The sequence below is a fragment of the Marinobacter sp. B-12 genome (assembly GCF_056857915.1).
The window spans coordinates 129,655-144,948 of record NZ_JBSXOB010000047.1 but is presented as its reverse complement, the minus strand read 5'-3'; the positions used below and the strand labels follow the sequence as shown (position 1 = coordinate 144,948).

General features: G+C 53.1%; 15 protein-coding genes and 1 other RNA gene. 6 read left to right on the top strand and 10 right to left on the bottom strand.

The window, feature by feature from the left end; genetic code table 11:
- Window positions 1-392 precede the first annotated feature (392 nt).
- Window positions 393-1,316, top strand: a complete 924-nt coding sequence (locus tag AC13D2_RS08500; RefSeq protein ID WP_482938469.1) for a viperin family antiviral radical SAM protein — start codon at window positions 393-395, stop codon at window positions 1,314-1,316.
- A 207-nt stretch (window positions 1,317-1,523) separates the two neighbouring features.
- Here the strand turns inward: AC13D2_RS08500 and AC13D2_RS08495 are convergent, their stop codons facing one another.
- From AC13D2_RS08495 to smpB, 8 genes are all read right to left on the bottom strand, one after another.
- On the bottom strand, window positions 1,524-1,787 hold the full coding sequence (locus AC13D2_RS08495; RefSeq protein WP_482938468.1) for a hypothetical protein: 264 nt from the start codon (window positions 1,785-1,787) through the stop codon (window positions 1,524-1,526).
- A gap of 290 nt (window positions 1,788-2,077) precedes the next feature.
- Entirely contained in the window at window positions 2,078-2,767 is a 690-nt protein-coding gene (locus AC13D2_RS08490) for an inovirus Gp2 family protein (protein WP_482938467.1), read from the bottom strand.
- A 290-nt stretch (window positions 2,768-3,057) separates the two neighbouring features.
- On the bottom strand, window positions 3,058-3,273 hold the full coding sequence (locus tag AC13D2_RS08485) for a helix-turn-helix transcriptional regulator (protein ID WP_482938466.1): 216 nt from the start codon (window positions 3,271-3,273) through the stop codon (window positions 3,058-3,060).
- 376 nt (window positions 3,274-3,649) lie between these two features.
- Window positions 3,650-5,209: an ATP-binding protein gene (locus AC13D2_RS08480; protein ID WP_482938465.1), complete on the bottom strand. Its 1,560-nt coding sequence runs from the start codon at window positions 5,207-5,209 to the stop codon at window positions 3,650-3,652.
- A 21-nt stretch (window positions 5,210-5,230) separates the two neighbouring features.
- The gene (locus AC13D2_RS08475) at window positions 5,231-6,445 is read right to left on the bottom strand and encodes a tyrosine-type recombinase/integrase (RefSeq protein ID WP_482938464.1); all 1,215 of its coding nucleotides are present in this window, start codon (window positions 6,443-6,445) and stop codon (window positions 5,231-5,233) included.
- A gap of 176 nt (window positions 6,446-6,621) precedes the next feature.
- Window positions 6,622-6,986: a transfer-messenger RNA gene (gene ssrA, locus AC13D2_RS08470) on the bottom strand.
- A gap of 85 nt (window positions 6,987-7,071) precedes the next feature.
- Window positions 7,072-8,490: a wax ester/triacylglycerol synthase family O-acyltransferase gene (locus AC13D2_RS08465; RefSeq protein ID WP_300496462.1), complete on the bottom strand. Its 1,419-nt coding sequence runs from the start codon at window positions 8,488-8,490 to the stop codon at window positions 7,072-7,074.
- 168 nt (window positions 8,491-8,658) lie between these two features.
- Window positions 8,659-9,138 (bottom strand): SsrA-binding protein SmpB, encoded by a 480-nt coding sequence (gene smpB / locus AC13D2_RS08460; RefSeq protein WP_482938463.1) that lies wholly within the window; start codon window positions 9,136-9,138, stop codon window positions 8,659-8,661.
- Window positions 9,139-9,317: 179 nt separating this feature from the next.
- Here smpB and AC13D2_RS08455 point away from each other — a divergent pair, with 179 nt between their 5' ends.
- From AC13D2_RS08455 to AC13D2_RS08445, 3 genes are all read left to right on the top strand, one after another.
- Window positions 9,318-10,919 (top strand): sodium-dependent transporter, encoded by a 1,602-nt coding sequence (locus AC13D2_RS08455; RefSeq protein WP_300496465.1) that lies wholly within the window; start codon window positions 9,318-9,320, stop codon window positions 10,917-10,919.
- Between the two features lie 81 nt (window positions 10,920-11,000).
- The gene (locus AC13D2_RS08450) at window positions 11,001-11,441 is read left to right on the top strand and encodes a type II toxin-antitoxin system RatA family toxin (RefSeq protein WP_036212167.1); all 441 of its coding nucleotides are present in this window, start codon (window positions 11,001-11,003) and stop codon (window positions 11,439-11,441) included.
- Between the two features lie 2 nt (window positions 11,442-11,443).
- Complete coding sequence (locus AC13D2_RS08445) at window positions 11,444-11,725, top strand: RnfH family protein (RefSeq protein ID WP_300496468.1); 282 nt, start codon at window positions 11,444-11,446, stop codon at window positions 11,723-11,725.
- Window positions 11,726-11,732: 7 nt separating this feature from the next.
- Here the strand turns inward: AC13D2_RS08445 and AC13D2_RS08440 are convergent, their stop codons facing one another.
- Window positions 11,733-12,059 (bottom strand): outer membrane protein assembly factor BamE, encoded by a 327-nt coding sequence (locus AC13D2_RS08440; RefSeq protein WP_007153121.1) that lies wholly within the window; start codon window positions 12,057-12,059, stop codon window positions 11,733-11,735.
- Window positions 12,060-12,181: 122 nt separating this feature from the next.
- Between AC13D2_RS08440 and fur the strand changes: the two genes are divergently transcribed.
- Window positions 12,182-12,592 carry a ferric iron uptake transcriptional regulator gene (gene fur, locus AC13D2_RS08435; protein ID WP_300496471.1) on the top strand — a complete coding sequence of 137 codons (411 nt, stop codon included), beginning with the start codon at window positions 12,182-12,184 and terminating at the stop codon, window positions 12,590-12,592.
- Window positions 12,593-12,697: 105 nt separating this feature from the next.
- On the opposite strand, the gene recN is transcribed toward fur, so the two are convergent.
- Window positions 12,698-14,377 carry a DNA repair protein RecN gene (gene recN / locus AC13D2_RS08430; protein ID WP_292048681.1) on the bottom strand — a complete coding sequence of 560 codons (1,680 nt, stop codon included), beginning with the start codon at window positions 14,375-14,377 and terminating at the stop codon, window positions 12,698-12,700.
- A gap of 245 nt (window positions 14,378-14,622) precedes the next feature.
- Here recN and grpE point away from each other — a divergent pair, with 245 nt between their 5' ends.
- Window positions 14,623-15,228 carry a nucleotide exchange factor GrpE gene (gene grpE / locus AC13D2_RS08425; protein WP_482938462.1) on the top strand — a complete coding sequence of 202 codons (606 nt, stop codon included), beginning with the start codon at window positions 14,623-14,625 and terminating at the stop codon, window positions 15,226-15,228.
- Window positions 15,229-15,294: the final 66 nt, after the last annotated feature.

Genomic DNA, 15,294 nt, shown 5'->3' with positions numbered 1-15,294 from the left:
ATGCAATACATGAATTTCCACAAGTGTCTCCTGAGTCAACATCGGCCGCCGCCCTGATCATGGTATTAGGCGGCCATTTTGCCCCAGGTGGGTCAATTTTAAGTCGGCGCTAGTGGGTCAGTATTACTCCGGCGGTGACAGTCATCGACATAATCTTCCGTTGTGGAGAGCTGGGTGTCGCTCTTTCGTCGAAGTTCCTCGAATTCTCTTCTCTTCTTGTCGGCTGGGCCCGCTTGGAGGGTGTCGCGAATGAAGGCGAGGACGGACTCTTTTGAGGGAATGTTGGCCAAAACTTCTCCATTTAGGGGGGGGGTGGGAACGCGTTTTCCACTAACCCAACCACTCAAAACTTATTGTTCGCTCTCACGTCGTCAAACCGAGGAGAGGAAACAATGTTGCACTACAACGCGCACAATCCGAAACAGCTGGTCATCAACTGGCATCTCACAGAAGCCTGTAATTATTCTTGCCGGTATTGCTATGCCCATTGGCAACGCGATGAGTCGGTAAAAGATCTGATTCGGCAAGACTACCAGATACATCAGCTGCTGTCGGAGCTGCGAGGATTCTTCGATCCGATTAATTCCCGGAACCCACTGGCTTGGAAAATGGCCTGGTCGAACACCCGGTTGAACATCGCTGGAGGTGAACCGCTGCTATTTCCCTCCGTTGTCGAGGACACTGTTAAGTTTGCGCGACGGGTTGGGCTTCGGGCTTCGCTGATAACGAACGGCTCTCTTCTGACAGAGCGGATTGCCCGTCGCATTGGTGCGGGCCTGGAGGTGCTAGGAATCAGCATCGACTCAGCTCAAGCGTTCAGTAACCGCCTTATTGGGCGTATCAACTCGCAAGGGGAGTTCTTGGATTTGGAGCAGCTGCGAAAGGCTGTTGAAGTCATCAGGGAGCGGAACCCAGCGATTAAGATCAAGTTGAATACCGTTGTTAATCGAGTGAACTGGCAGGATGATTTCTCGGACCTGATATCGCTGATACAGCCCGACAAGTGGAAGGTTTTAAGGGTTCTGCCTGTGACGGATCAGTCCATGACTATCACAGATGAGGAATTTCAGTTCTTTTTAAATCGCCACCGAAAGTACCGCAAGATTGCCGTGATTGAAGATAACCAGGATATGGTGGAGTCCTACATCATGGTTGATCCCCAGGGCCGGTTTTTTCAGAACTCACCATGCTCAGCAGGCTATGAGTATAGCCAGCCTATCCTCTGGGTTGGGGCTGAAAAGGCATTCAGCCAGGTTAACTTCGATGTCGATAAGTTCAGCTCCCGATACCCCGGAAACGGCGGGGGAGTGGCATGAAGTATTCCTCGGATAAAGACGTCAACAAGTATGCAAAACAACTGGTTCAAGAGGGGTGGGGCTTCAAGCGTGGCAAAAAACACGGGAAGTTAACTGCCCCTGGCCGGAGGGGCATCGTAGTTGTACCGACAAGCCCAAGCAGTGCAAGAGCGGTTCAGGAGTTGGCTTGGGCCGTTCGTAATCTTTAACTTGCAGCGCGAGTTGACATTACCGCGCCTTGAGCTGCGCCTTCAAATTCCATGGCAGCAGCTCAAGGCCTCGGTTTCCGCTCATGGTTTCCGGTAGGTCCTCACCAATCCGGGAAACGGAGTACTCCTGCTCATAGCGGAGATCATCAGCCTGCGAAATGCCGAGGGGCTGGATTGGCGTCCCCTCAGGTCCATGCAGGGCTACTTTCTTCACACCCTTTAATTGCTCGACGATATTCAGGAAGGTTTGCATATTCGAGTGGGGATAGTGACTTTCGATCATTCCTGAGACCTTGTTTTGCGGGAGATCTCGTTCTCGTGTTGTCGCTGTCGGTATAATGAGTGAGCGAGTGCCGGGCCAGGAAGTATGGATTGGTCAAGACACGCCCAAATGGATAAGTTTCACTCTTTGCCCACACTCGCGAATCATTATTGCTCGATAGTCTGTGTTTTCATTTCCCTGAAAATACGCAGCGACTTTCGCAGCTGTTGACGGTTGGTTTGGATTTTTTTCATGTTGGTCAATTTTGTAGGCCAAGCGGGGAGGCGAGGGGGCAGAGAGTAAAGGTCGATTTAGTTGCCAGGAATCCTGCTTGTGCCAAAGTTGTGGCTATTTAACCCGAATCGTTTGGTAGGGAGCTTCGCAAAGTAACTGACTCGATAGAAGAGTTCGCTGTAATCTTCGCCTTTTCTAATCCAGTAGATAGGACTGGAAGAATCCTTCCTGCCAGGAATGCTCACAAGCCCATCAGCGAGGCCTTGTTCGAGCCCAAGAGCGCTATGCCAAGCGTTATCAATCATACTGTATAGGCTATTAGATTGAGGGTTATACTCGCCGAGGCCCCTAAAGGTCTGTTTATTTAAAAGCAGCACGCAATGGTAGTGAGGCTTGTCTTCTTCTCCAAACTCTCGGACCCAGACATAATGCACGGTTGTAGAGTGAAATCGGCTACCGCCTCTTTCTGTCCTATCTTTCCTTGCTTTGATTTTTGCTTTCAATGAATCGATAAAGCGGCTGAAGATGGGTCTTCCTGATTGCCTCATCCAGTCAAACTGTGTGGGAAGTCTTAACTCAACCCTGACAGCCATTATGGTACTGTGTTCATTTAATGCTGATTGGATGGTTTCATCAATTCGTTGGAGATAGTTGTAAATATACGGACCCCTTTGCCAAATAATTGGCATTCCATTGTAATCACGCTCGTAGTATATGCACAGGTTAGGATCTTGGTGATGCCTTTCAAGATATGGAATATTAAACATGACGATATCCTCAAAACTTGATCAATGGGCACAGCAATGCCCAGAATACCTGCTCTAAATATAGAGGTATCTCTTAATTGGTTATGTCACTGTTGTATTGATCATCTTGTTAGTATTTGTCTTGTTAGACGCTGGTAAATAAATATTATTATTAACCTACATCTAGTTTGCCGATACACCCGGAATTTTGGGTTCAGATTGCTCGAGCGAGCCTTAGAATTTCAAAGCGGTGTTACTCTGCATAAATATCAAGATCATTTTAATGATCGATTATTTTCCGAGGGGATCGATTAAGCAAATGAATGATGGTTCATCGGGTGGTTTTGAATATCGCGGTTTTCAATTCTTTCTGTAATCCACTGGTGTACCTCGGCGTCAACCCAACCCACCGATCGGCCTCCAAGAGAGATAGGTTTTGGGAAAATTCCTGCGTCAACGTACTTATAAATAGTCGAGCGGGCTAGGCCGGTCTTCTCAATTACGTCCTTAAGTCTTAGCACTCTCATTTTTTCCTCCAAAGCGTATGCGTTCAAAGGATCTGGCGAACGTGTAAACAATAATAGATACCAGTGTATCGAAGGAGATTGATCCCCATTTATGTATTGCTAGAAAGTGAGGTGTTGCGGCGGAAGCTGGGCTTTTTGACGATCATGGGCTGGAGCGCTAATCGATGCTCAACTAGGAAGCCGTGTGTTCGGCTCAGGCGGAAAGAATTACAAACTTAGTGGAGCGTTGGTTAGACGGTGTAGACAAAATCGCAGTAAATTGGTGAGAAAATCGGCGCGAACTAGGCCTATTTCGGGCCTTGGAAGGAAAAATTTTTGGCTAAAATCCAAAAAGAAGTCTTACATGTCGTAAACGTCTTTCGCGGGTTCAAGTGGCCTAACTGACTCTGATCTCCCAAAGAACATTAGAACCGTGTTTTCCTAATGATTTGCAAAAGACTCCTTTTTTCTTAAGTCGAGGGGCAATTTTCTTTAATTCAGCACCAAATTTCCGAGTGCTTTTTGGCCAATCATTACGGTCTTCTTCTGAAAGGTTTTTAAAGAGTTCTTTTTGCCAGTCATTTAAAGGTTTATTTGCTTTGTATTTTGGGTTTTCAGCTGCCCATAAAAGAATATATTTGCCAACAATAGATTCATCTATTATATCTTCGTTGGTTTCGTGTCTTAATTCGTTAAGTGTTTTCGCGAATGAGTCAGCGCTGGCGTTAAAATATTTGCAGACCATTGATCCCATTAATGCAAAGTCGTCGAAATATATTTCGTTATTGATTCTGAGTGCAGGTGATCTTGTCTTTTTAAGTGTGCCAGCTGCAATTTTTGCCAATTCGAGTAAAGCTTGGGAGTTCATTTCTTGAGATAGCATCTTAACATTATCATTTAGTGCTTTCTCCTCTAGACTTGGGAGATCAATTGATATGGCTTTTTTGGAAAGAAGTGGGTTCGAGAGCGCCGAGGATGTACTAACAGAGATAACTGGGTTCCTTAAATTGACGGTCCAATTGCTTCCTGAGTTGCCGTGGTTGATTTGGCTTTGTATTCCGTTGCTTAATAACTCATAAATTTGTTTTTGCATAGTTTCTGAAAGATTATCTGCATTATCTATTGCAATTATGTAATTGTTTTTGGCAATAGCAAGCAAATCTTTTGGCGAATTAGGAGGTTCGCTTAATGTTTTCTCCGACGGATCTATCAAGCTTTTGATAATCCAAGCTGCAGTGCTTTTTCCAGAGTCTTCTTCGCCGGTTATTTCCAGAAGCGTTTGGTCCGTTTCGGGAAAAAGTGTGCAGACCATCCAAGTTATAATGGTACTATAGTATTTTTCTGGGATGTTGGTGAGCCTTAATAAATAATTCAGGTAAGGTGTTTTTCCTGATAGCTGATAAGAAAACTCCTTTTCATCATAATTCGAAAGAAAATCTCCCGGTACATCTGGTTTATCTTGAGTTATAGCGTCGATTCGGGAAAGGTTGGGTGGCCGTAAAAAATCTACATCTATGAGGTGCATAGAGCGGGGATCTAGTCGCACCTGTTTGGCTCCATCCGATGAATATTGGATGAAATTCATTCCGTCAGCCAGGTCTAGGAAATAGGCGTGCTGCCCTATGCCAACTCTGTAACTTATCTTGCTTGGAGTAGCACCACTTTCAACTTTGAGAATCCGCTTCGCAGTTTCTATTGCTGAGTTGCTAATAACGATATTATTTTCGTATAACGCTAATTCGGTAATCTTGTTAAAAATTGTTTCATCGTCAATGAAGAAAACCTTTCTGGTTTGAGGGTCCACGAGATAAACGTTTCCGTTTTTATGCAATCGTTTTTGCGTGAACGACAACGTGATGTTGACAATAGATCTTACTTGATCGGCTTTCGTGGGAGGTGCCGGCTTGGGAGCGCGAGTTTGCTGCGGATAGTTTTGGGGATTCGTTGGATCGCTCATTTAAATTTTAGCTCATGTTATTTATTTCTGTGTGGCATAGGGAGCTTGTCTGAGTTCGTCTAGGTAATCTGCCCAGGCTTGCATCATTGAACGGCGGTCGTCGAGAAACTCCGTCCTGTTATAGGCTCTGCCATGCATATCGGCAACTCGGTGCCCCAGTTGCATCTCAATAATGTTCACTGGGTACTTCAGCTCCTCTTGCAGAAGCGTTCGTGCTGCCGCTCTGAAACCGTGAGCGGTCATTTTCCCTCCGTAGCCCATGCGATCTAGTGCAGCCTTTATAGCGACGTTGCTCATGGGTCGTTTGGCGTCCCGTGCATTTGGGAACACGTATGGGCTTCGGTGTTTGGTGACCGGCTCTACGTCGCGCAGTATGGCAATTGCTTGATCAGACAGCGGCACGATCAAAGGGGCGCCATTTTTCGTTGTTGGGAGTTCCCACTGAGCCCTTTCGAAATCGATCTGTTCCCAAAGCATCTGCCGGGTGTCGCCTGGGCGCGTAAAAACCAGTGGGGAAAGCCTCAAGGCGGCTGACGTAGCAAAGTGGCCCTGGTAGGTATGGATGTCTTTAAGTAGCTGGGAGACTTCATCAGGGCGAACCAAGGCGTGCTGGTGCTTAACTTGTGTGTTGGGTAGGTAACCGGTCAGATCCCGGGTAACGTCTGAATCGACTCTCGAAGTTGCCACCGCATAACGGAATACCAAGCTGATTAGCGTTTTGACACGATGAGCGGTTTCTACGTTGCCCTTTCTGACAATTCCATCCAGGACTTGTAGAACGTCGGCTGGCAGAATGGAGCGAATTGGACGTCTGGCGAGCAAAGGAAAGGTGTAGATCTCCAGCCTTCTCCAATTCCGGACCGCATGCGCTTCTGTGACTTCTACAGAGTGCTTTTGTTGGTACCAGTCCTCACAGAGGGTGCGAAAGGTGTTTTCACCATCGGATACCCTCTGCGTAGACTCCTGGCGTTTGTGAGCGCTGGGATCGATTTTCTGCTGTAGTAATGCTCTGGCATCGTCCCGTGCCTTACGCGCAGCTGCGAGAGAGACTTGTGGGTAACTACCTAACGAAAGGGTCTTCTCGTTACCCGCAAAGCGGTACCGCAACCACCAGTACTTGGATTCACCTTTAATAACGAGGGTGAGGCCGCCACCGTCTGCCAGCTTCCGCATCTTGCCGGAATCTTTGGCGTTTTTCACTTCGTTCGCGGAGAGTTTGTTGAGCTGGCGGGCCATGGGTATCCATTTTGTGGGTAACGGAGCATGAAAAAGCGCTGTTACCCACAATGTTACCCACAAGTGAGCGTGGAAGCCAGTGGATGAATATGGACCTTGCAGGCATAAAAAAAGCCCCGTTTCCGGGGCCTTGGGGCGTTTCAGTGGATCTCGATGGATCTCCTGAAACTCTTGGTTGGTGGAGACGGCGGGAATTGAACCCGCGTCCGCCAGTACTCAGCCTTGAGGTCTACATGTTTAGCGTCTCTCTATTGATTTAAGTTCAAGCGACCCGAGAGCCAGGGTGCAAGAACCGAGTTCTTTAAATCTTAGCCGTTAGCCAGTGAACTCTGGAAAACGGAGCATCCCGTAAGCGATGACGTCCTGAGATGTTGCTTCCGGGCTACGGGCGACCCGGTCAGGACGACTAGCAGCTTACGCTGCTAGTGCGTAGTTTTCGTCGTTTGCGACTATTGCGTTGCAGCTTTGGATTAACGAGATTGGCTGCCATCTCGACATGCACCCAAGGGTTCGCCACCAGCGTCGAAGCCATGTCGTCCCCTTACCGACAGTATATGTGGCTGCTTCCGCCAACTTCAAGGTTTTCCTGGTTTTGTTTTGTGGTGTCGGGTGGTCATTTGTACCTATCAACTGGCGGCCCGGGCGGTGTTCTGTTCGCTGTTGTGCAACGCGGCGTCCAGGAGTTCGGCAAAGCTGTCGCGAAAATGCCCCATCACGTTTGCGGGGTCGGCCTTGATGTTCTTGTCGATGGTGATGCCAAACTGCACCGTGCCGGCGTAGCTGAAAATGCTCAAACCGATGCCGATATTGCCGCTTTGGGGCACCCAGAACATGGGTTGGGTGAGCTTTGCTCCCGCCAAATATACAGGTTCTTTTGGGCCCGGCACGTTAGTGAGTACCGCAGAGGCTTTGTTGCTGAGCATGGAGAGCGCCCGCCGCTCAAGGACATCCGGGCCGCGCCCGAACAGGTCGAGCAGGCTGTAGGTTACCTGAGCCTGGTAGGAGCGTTTGAGGCGGTTCATGTTTTCCTGAACCTGGCGGAACCGCATGATCGGATCGGTTTCCTCCACGGGCAGGGTGACCAGCACCAGCCCGAACTGGTTGCCCAGGGTTTCGATGGGTTGCCGCATCGGCCGCAGGTTAAACGGCACGGCAACGCGAACGCCGCATTCCGGCGTGGCCTCGCCAGTGGCGATAAAATGCCTTTGCAACGCACCGGCGGCGGCACACAGCAGCACATCGTTGGCGGTGCCGCGCAGGGCTCTGGCGCACACCTTCACTTCGGCCAGGCTCAGCGGGTCGGCCCAGGCGACATGCTTGCGACCGCTCAGGGGTGTTTTCAGGCAGGTGTCTGGTTCCGCCGGGGCCAGGCCGAGCTTGAGCAGGTCGACGGTGATGTTGCCAGCGGTGGTGGCCAGTTTGAACGGGTAGCCCGGGTCGTTCCGGATGGACTTGAGAAACAGTCCTGCCTGGTCGATGGCGGTTTGTCCATTGTGCAAAGCCCGGCTGGCGAACTGGCGTAGACCCTGAGGTGCGTGAGGCTTGGTATGGCTGGATGTTGATACCCGGCTGAGCCTTGGTTCCGGTGAATTGTCGGTCAGTGAGAGCAGCACACGAACCAGTGAAATGCCGTCAGCAATGCAGTGATGGATGCGAACCAGAAGGGCACAGCCACCCTGGTAATTCTCGATGTAGTGGATTTGCCAGAGCGGGCGCCGGAAATCCAGTGAGGTGCTGGTCAGGTCGCTGGTCAGTGTTTGCAGTTCCTGTTTGCCGCCATCGCCGGGCAGGGCAAGAACGTGAATATGGTTGTCGATGTGAAAGAGTGAGTCGTCCTGCCAGTACGTGCGGTCGCCTTCGGTGACGACGCGTTGTCGAAAGCGCCGGAAGGTGAGAAAGCGTTCGTCGAGCGTGCGTTTGAGGCGTTTGAGGGCAATGGGCTGATCAAACACCAGCACCGCTGAAATCATCATGGGGTTCTCGGGGCATTCCATACGTAGCCACGAGCGATCTACTGCAGACATGGGTGTTTGTCGGTGTGTCATCACTTGCTCCCTTTGGTTCCCATCTGTCCCTGGGTAGCCGCTGTCCGTATGCGGATTGGGGTAAGGGATCGAGTATAGGCCGATCAGGGAGGGGCTAAAAGAGGATGCAGATGCGACACAAGTTGCGGGTAGCGGTGAGGGTGCCGGGCCCGGGGCCCGGCCAGCGGATCAGACGTTGGTTTCGCGGAGGATGCGTTGTTTCTGGCGGTTCCAGTCCCGTTCTTTCTCGGTGGCACGCTTGTCGAAGAGCTTCTTGCCTTTCACCAGGGCAATTTCGCATTTCACCTTGTTCTTCTTCCAGTACATGGCCAGCGGAATGCAGGTGTGGCCCGCCTGGTTAACCTTGCCGACGATCTTGGCAATTTCCTTGGCGTGCAACAGCAGTTTGCGGATTCGGGTCGGGTCCGCGATAACGTGGGTTGAGGCGGCAGTGAGCGGAATGATGTGAGATCCCAGCAGCCAGGCCTCTCCGTCCTTAAGCAGCACGTAGGCATCGGTGAGCTGCGCCTTGCCGGCGCGGATGGATTTTACTTCCCAACCGAGCAGGGCCAGACCCGCCTCAAAGCGTTCCTCGATGTGGTACTCGTGTTTTGCCTTTTTGTTCAGGGCAATGGTGGCGCTCGGTGCGCCGGGTTTCTTCTTGCTCATGAATCGTTGATCCGGAGTCGGACAGAAAATTTACCGTGCGTAATCGTGCCGGAAAAGCGCGCATTGTAGCCCAGGAGTGCCAGACTGGTCACGAAATCGGCGCGATTCACTGAGTTGATGGTCGTATGGGTTGTGATTCCTCCGCTACAATGTGCGCTGAGATGTCGTCAGGGAATGGAATGCCTACTCCATACGAAACACCAATCGGGTCCTGGACCCGGCCAACCACTTTTTTCTGGGCCGCGACGGGGGCAACCTTTGGTCTGGCGAACGTGTGGCAGTTCCCCTACCTGGCCGGCCAGCATGGCGGCGGGTTGTTCATATTGCTGTACCTGGCGTGCCTGTTGTTGGTGACCCTGCCGTTGATGGTGACCGAATCCGCCATGGGAAGATATGCCCGCCACGGATTGGTGCTGGCGATGGATGGTTTTGTTCGCAGTGCGCGTCGGTCCCGGGCGTGGATGTGGGCTGGCCGGCTGGGTGTGCTGGCGGCTTTTCTGGTGCTTTCCTTTACGGCTGTTTTCGGTGCCATCGCTCTGGCCTATGTGTTCTATGGTGCGATGGGGCGGTTTATTGGTGCCGGGGAGGCCGAAGCTGCAGGTATCCTCTCGGCGTTGGTATCAGACTCTCGGGACTATCGCGTATTCATGGGCTGGCACGGGTTCTTCCTGTTGCTGGTGGTGTGGGTATCGATGCAGGGTGTGGTGGACGGTGTAGAGCGTGCGGTGCGGGTGGTGGCACCGGCGATGATGCTTATTTTGCTGTCGCTCTGCGGTCTTGCCGCCTGGAGCGGGGATTTTCGCAGCGCGTCGGACTTCATGCTGGATTTCCGCCCCGCCGACGTGACCCTGGACAGTTTGCGGGCAGCGTTGTTTCACGCGTTTTTCACTCTTGGGCTCGGAATGGGCGTATGGACCCTGTTCGGTGCCTATACACCCGCGGACACTCGTCTTAAGCGTTCTGTGCTGGCTGTGGTGTTGATGGATACCCTGATTGCCATCGGGGCCGGGTTGGCGATTTACTCGTTGGCGCCCGATGGCCATTCCATGGAAGGCGAGCGAGGGTTCGGGCTACTGTTCCTGTCGCTGCCGGTGGCCCTGGCGGATCTGCCGGGCAGTCAGTTTCTGGTGACGGCTGTGTTTCTGGTCATCGTCATGATTGTGTGGACGACCTCTCTTTCATTGCTTGAGCCGGTAGTCGGTTGGTTTCAGGAGTGGACAGGCGCACCAAGGGGCTTGTCCGCCTTCCTGATGGGCAGCTCGGTCTGGCTGGCGGGGCTTGGGTCGTTGCTGTCCTTCAATCTATGGTCCGACGAGCGTTTTGCCGGGGGCACCTTGTTCCGCTGGCTTGAGCTGATCACGGGTGGCCTTCTGATTCCGCTGGTGAGTATCCTGATTTCCGTCTTCGCAGGCTGGTACCTGACCCGCAATCTGACCTTCACCATACTGGGAAAGGCACCACGCCTGATTGGCCGTATATGGTTTTGGGTGATGCGCTTGATTTTGCCACTGGTGGTGGCGTATATCGGCCTGCAGTACACCGCCACGTCGCTGGTGGCTTTGTGCGACAGCGGTAGCAACGGGTTGTGGTGCGAACCTTCCGCTGAGTTGGCGCCAAGTACAATGACACCGGCCGCCCCCGATGCGGATGATTCCGACCATGAGGCCGATGGCGCTGGTGGCGAGCCAGGGGCCAAACCGGGAGAGAAGAGCGGTAAGAATGGCCCGGCGGGGCAGGAAAGTGACCCCAACAACGGTGATATCCTTTATCATAGCGTCTGATATTGGCGTCCCGGTTAACGGGCACCCCCTTTCGCAGGGTCTTCAACTCAAGAGTATTCGCAAGCAGGACGTCCGGTTCCAATGCCCCATCAGATCGACAAGACCGCGCTGGTCATGCACTCGGCGGAACGCATGTTCCACTTGGTCAACGATGTTGCCAGCTACCCCGACTTTCTTCCCTGGTGTTCGGCCAGCCAGGTGCATGAGCAGACAGACCACGAGATCATGGCATCCATGGATATTGCCAAAGGTGGTATCCGTCACCGGCTGACCACGCGCAACCAGCTGTATCTGCCGCATACCATTGAAATGAGCCTGGTGGATGGCCCTTTCCGCAACCTTAGCGGTCGTTGGCAATTCAAACCCTTGCAGAATAACGCCTGCAAGGTGATTCTCACACTGGAATTCGAGTTTTCCGGATCCTTGTCGAGGATGACGTTCGGGCCGGTCTTCAATCAGGCTGCGAATACCATGGTGGATGCGTTCTGCCGCCGCGCAGACCAGGTCTATCTCGGGGGATAACAATGATTCGAGTAGAGGTGGCCTTTGCCCGGCCGGACAGGCAGGAAATCATCAGCTTGAATGTTGAAGAGGGCACCACCGCTGTGGAGGCTGTGAAGCGCTCCGGCATTGTTGCCATATTTCCTGAGGTCGACCCGGAAAGTGACGATATGGGGGTTTTCGGCAAGGTGATCAAAAACCCATCTGCCCACGAATTACGGGACGGCGACCGGGTTGAAGTGTACCGGCCGCTACAGATCGATCCCAAGCAAGCCCGGCTCAACCGGGCAAAGAAAAAGGGCTGAGGCCGGCTCAGTAGGCGGGCGTTTCTTCCAGCAGTTGGGCTTCGTAATGGGAATACTGGTCGTTATCATAGTAGACGATGACCCGTTGTTCCTTGATGTCGCCACCACTGCGCTGGAAGGTATACACGTAGTATTCCCGCGACGGATCGGCGGGGTTGGTCATCAGCGGTGTCCCCAGCAGGGAGTGGACCTGGCTGCGGGACATGCCTTCGGCCAGTGATGTCAGCTCTTCGTCGGTCAGTATGTTCCCCTGTTGTACGTTGATCTTGTATACGCCTGGGAAAACACAGCCAGCCATGATGAGAGTTAGAATGAGAGCTGTGAGCTTTTGCATCGCCGGGGGAAATCCTCTATCTTGAAATCGCCTGCCAGGGGCAGGTGTGACACGGTCTGACCGTTAACATGCGGCTTCATCATACCGGAAGCCGTGAGGCACACCAAAGAGTGAATCGTAACATGTCATCCGAAAACACCGAATTACGAAAAGTCGGTCTTAAAGTCACTCTGCCAAGAGTGAAGATCTTCAATATTCTGGAGAATTCCGAGGAGCATCACCTCAGCGCCGAGGATGTGTACAAAAAGCTCCTCGAACAGGGTGATGACGTGGGCCTGGCAACCGTCTACCGGGTGCTGACTCAGTTTGAGGCAGCTGGCCTGGTTCTGCGCCACAACTTCGAGGGTGGTCACGCCGTATTTGAGATGGCTGGAGATGATCATCATGATCACATGGTCTGCACTCAGACTGGTAAGGTCATTGAGTTCGTCGATGATGTGATTGAAGAGCGGCAGCAAAAGATTGCCAAAGAACGAGGTTATGAGATTGTCGATCACAGCCTGATTCTTTACGTCAAACCCATCAAGTCCTGATCATTCAGTATTTGTTCCGGGCAAAAAGAAAAAAAGGGGCGGGTTTTTGGCCCGCCCCAACAACTCTCAGGATCGAGAGGGGAATACGCTTACCTATCAAGCTGTTCAGTGATGCGTTGCCTGGCCTTTGGTGAACATTTCGTGGGCGTGGGCAACGGTGTGTTCGGTCATATCCACGCCACCGAGCATTCTTGCCACTTCGCTGACCCTGCCATTGTCGTCCAGTGACTCAATCTTCGAGTAAGTGGCGTCTGATTCCGTAAACTTGCTGACGAACAGGTGCTGATGGCTCTGGGCTGCAACCTGGGCAAGGTGCGTTACGCACAAAACCTGTCCATTGCTGCCCAGGCTGCGAAGCAGGCGGCCAACCACTTCGGCGGTTCCGCCACCAATGCCCACATCCACTTCATCAAAGACCAGTGTTGGTGTGGTGGAGGTTTGTGCAACTACCACCTGAATGGCCAGGCTGATGCGTGAGAGTTCGCCGCCCGAGGCCACTTTGGCTAGAGGGCGTGCGGGTTGGCCCGGGTTGGCGCTGACCAGGAATTCAATGTCTTCCAGGCCATGAGGTGCGGGCTCGTCGCCCTTGTTTCGGCTCAGATGGGTGACGAACTGGACCGCGGGCATGCTCAGTTGGGCGAGCTCCTCCGCGATGCGCTGATCAAGGTTGGCAGCAGCCTGTTGGCGAGCATTCGACAGCTCGGTGGCCAGTGTATTGAAGTGGCTTCTCTGTTCTTCCAGCTCCGCTTCCAGTTTCACAACGCTGCCTTCGCCGTCGTCCAGCGACGCCAACTCGGCGCTCAGGCTTTGGTGGAATTCCGGGAGAGTCTCCGGTGTGATTCGGTGCTTGCGGGCCATCTGGTAAATAGCACTCAGGCGCTCTTCCACTTCGGCCAGTCGGGCTGGGTCGGCGTCGTAATCTTCCACAAAGTGGCGCAGGTTGTCGCCAGCCTCGGTGATCTGAATCTGGGCCTCGTTCAGCATCTGGATGGTTTCCGTCAGTGCCGGTACCGCCACCGGCAACTGTTCCAGTTGCTGTAATGCCTGGCGCACCAGATCCGCTGCGCTATTCTCGTCTTCCGTGCAAAGCAGGGTCGCCTGATGGCTATTGTGTAGTACCGCGTCGGCATGGCTGAGCTGTTCCTGCTCCTTCTCCAGTTCTTCCTGCTCTCCGTCTTCCAGTGCCAGGCGGTCCAGTTCTTCCACCTGGTAGCGCAGCAATTGCAGGCGGGCCTCTGCCTCATCGGCATTCTGCTGGCGTTCGGTCAGCCGTTGGCGGGTTTTGTGCCAGGCCTTCCAGGCGTCCCTGGTTTGTTCTCCCAGCTCTTCTGCGTTGGCAAATTCGTCCAGCAGTTTGCGGTGGGTCTCCTTGCGTAGCAGGGACTGGTGCTGATGCTGGCTGTGGATGTCCATCAGGGCGCTGCCTAGGTCCTTCAGGTGGGCGAGGGGGCAGGGCTGGCCGTTGATGTAGGCACGAGAGCGGCCGTCCTTGCTGATCACTCGGCGCAGGATGCATTCGTTGTCGTCGTCGAGCTCATGATTTTCCAGCCATTGCCGGGCTTCGGCAATGCGGGACACGTCGAAGGTGGCGGTGATGTCGGCGCGTTTGGCGCCATGGCGTACGGCGCCAGCGTCGGCGCGCCCGCCCATGGCAAGGCCAAGGGCGTCCAGGACAATGGATTTACCGGCACCGGTTTCTCCGGTCAGTGCCGTCATGCCCTTTCCAAACTGAAGTTCGACCCGCTCGGCAATGGCGTAATTGGAAACGGTGAGCTGTGTGAGCATGCAGAGGTCCTCCGCTCGATTCCTGAATACTGTGATTACATACAGTAACTGTGAATATATACAGGGTTTTTCCAGTTTGCAAACATCGCTGGCCAATTTGTGAATGAATGAGGCGCGCAACGGTTGAAACATCCGATACGGGCCCCATATCCGTTCGCAAACATGTTTTTTCTGGCCTCTGGCGGTCGGAAACCAAACGTTAACCGGCCGGTCGTCTGGCCGCCGACGATCAAGCAGGAGTAGTCATGAGCGCTGACGAGAATCGTAACGAACAGGTGGAAGAAGAGTTGAAAGACACTGTGGAAGCCGCTCCGGAAGAAGAAACGGCGACGGAAGGCAGTGCCGAAGCCGGCCCGGAAAGCGAAATTGAGGCCCTGAAGGCCCAGGCGCAGGAGTTTCAGGAGCAGATGTTGCGTTCCCAGGCGGAGATGCAGAATGTTCGCCGCCGCGCTGAGATCGATGTGGAGAAAGCCCACAAATTCGCGCTGGAGAAGTTTGTGAAGGAGCTCCTGCCGGTCGCTGACAGCCTGGAAAAGGCGGTTGAAAGCACTGAGGGGCATGAAAATGCCGGCGAACTGGTGGCCTCGATACGCGAAGGGGTCGAGATGACCCTCAATCTGTTCATGGGCAGTCTCGGCAAGTTCAATGTGGTTCAGCTTAACCCCGTGGGTGAGCCGTTTGACCCTCAGCAGCATGAGGCCATGTCCATGGTGCCGGCGCCTGATGCCGAGCCCAACAGTATCGTGGCCGTGGTCCAGAAGGGCTACACCCTGAATGATCGCCTTGTTCGTCCCGCAATGGTGGTGGTCGCCAAGGCCGATGACGCACCAAAAATCGACGAGCAGGCTTGAAAAGTAGATTAACGCGCCAATATAGCCAGTAAACAGGCGGCGCACCGGTACTCCGGGGCAACTTTT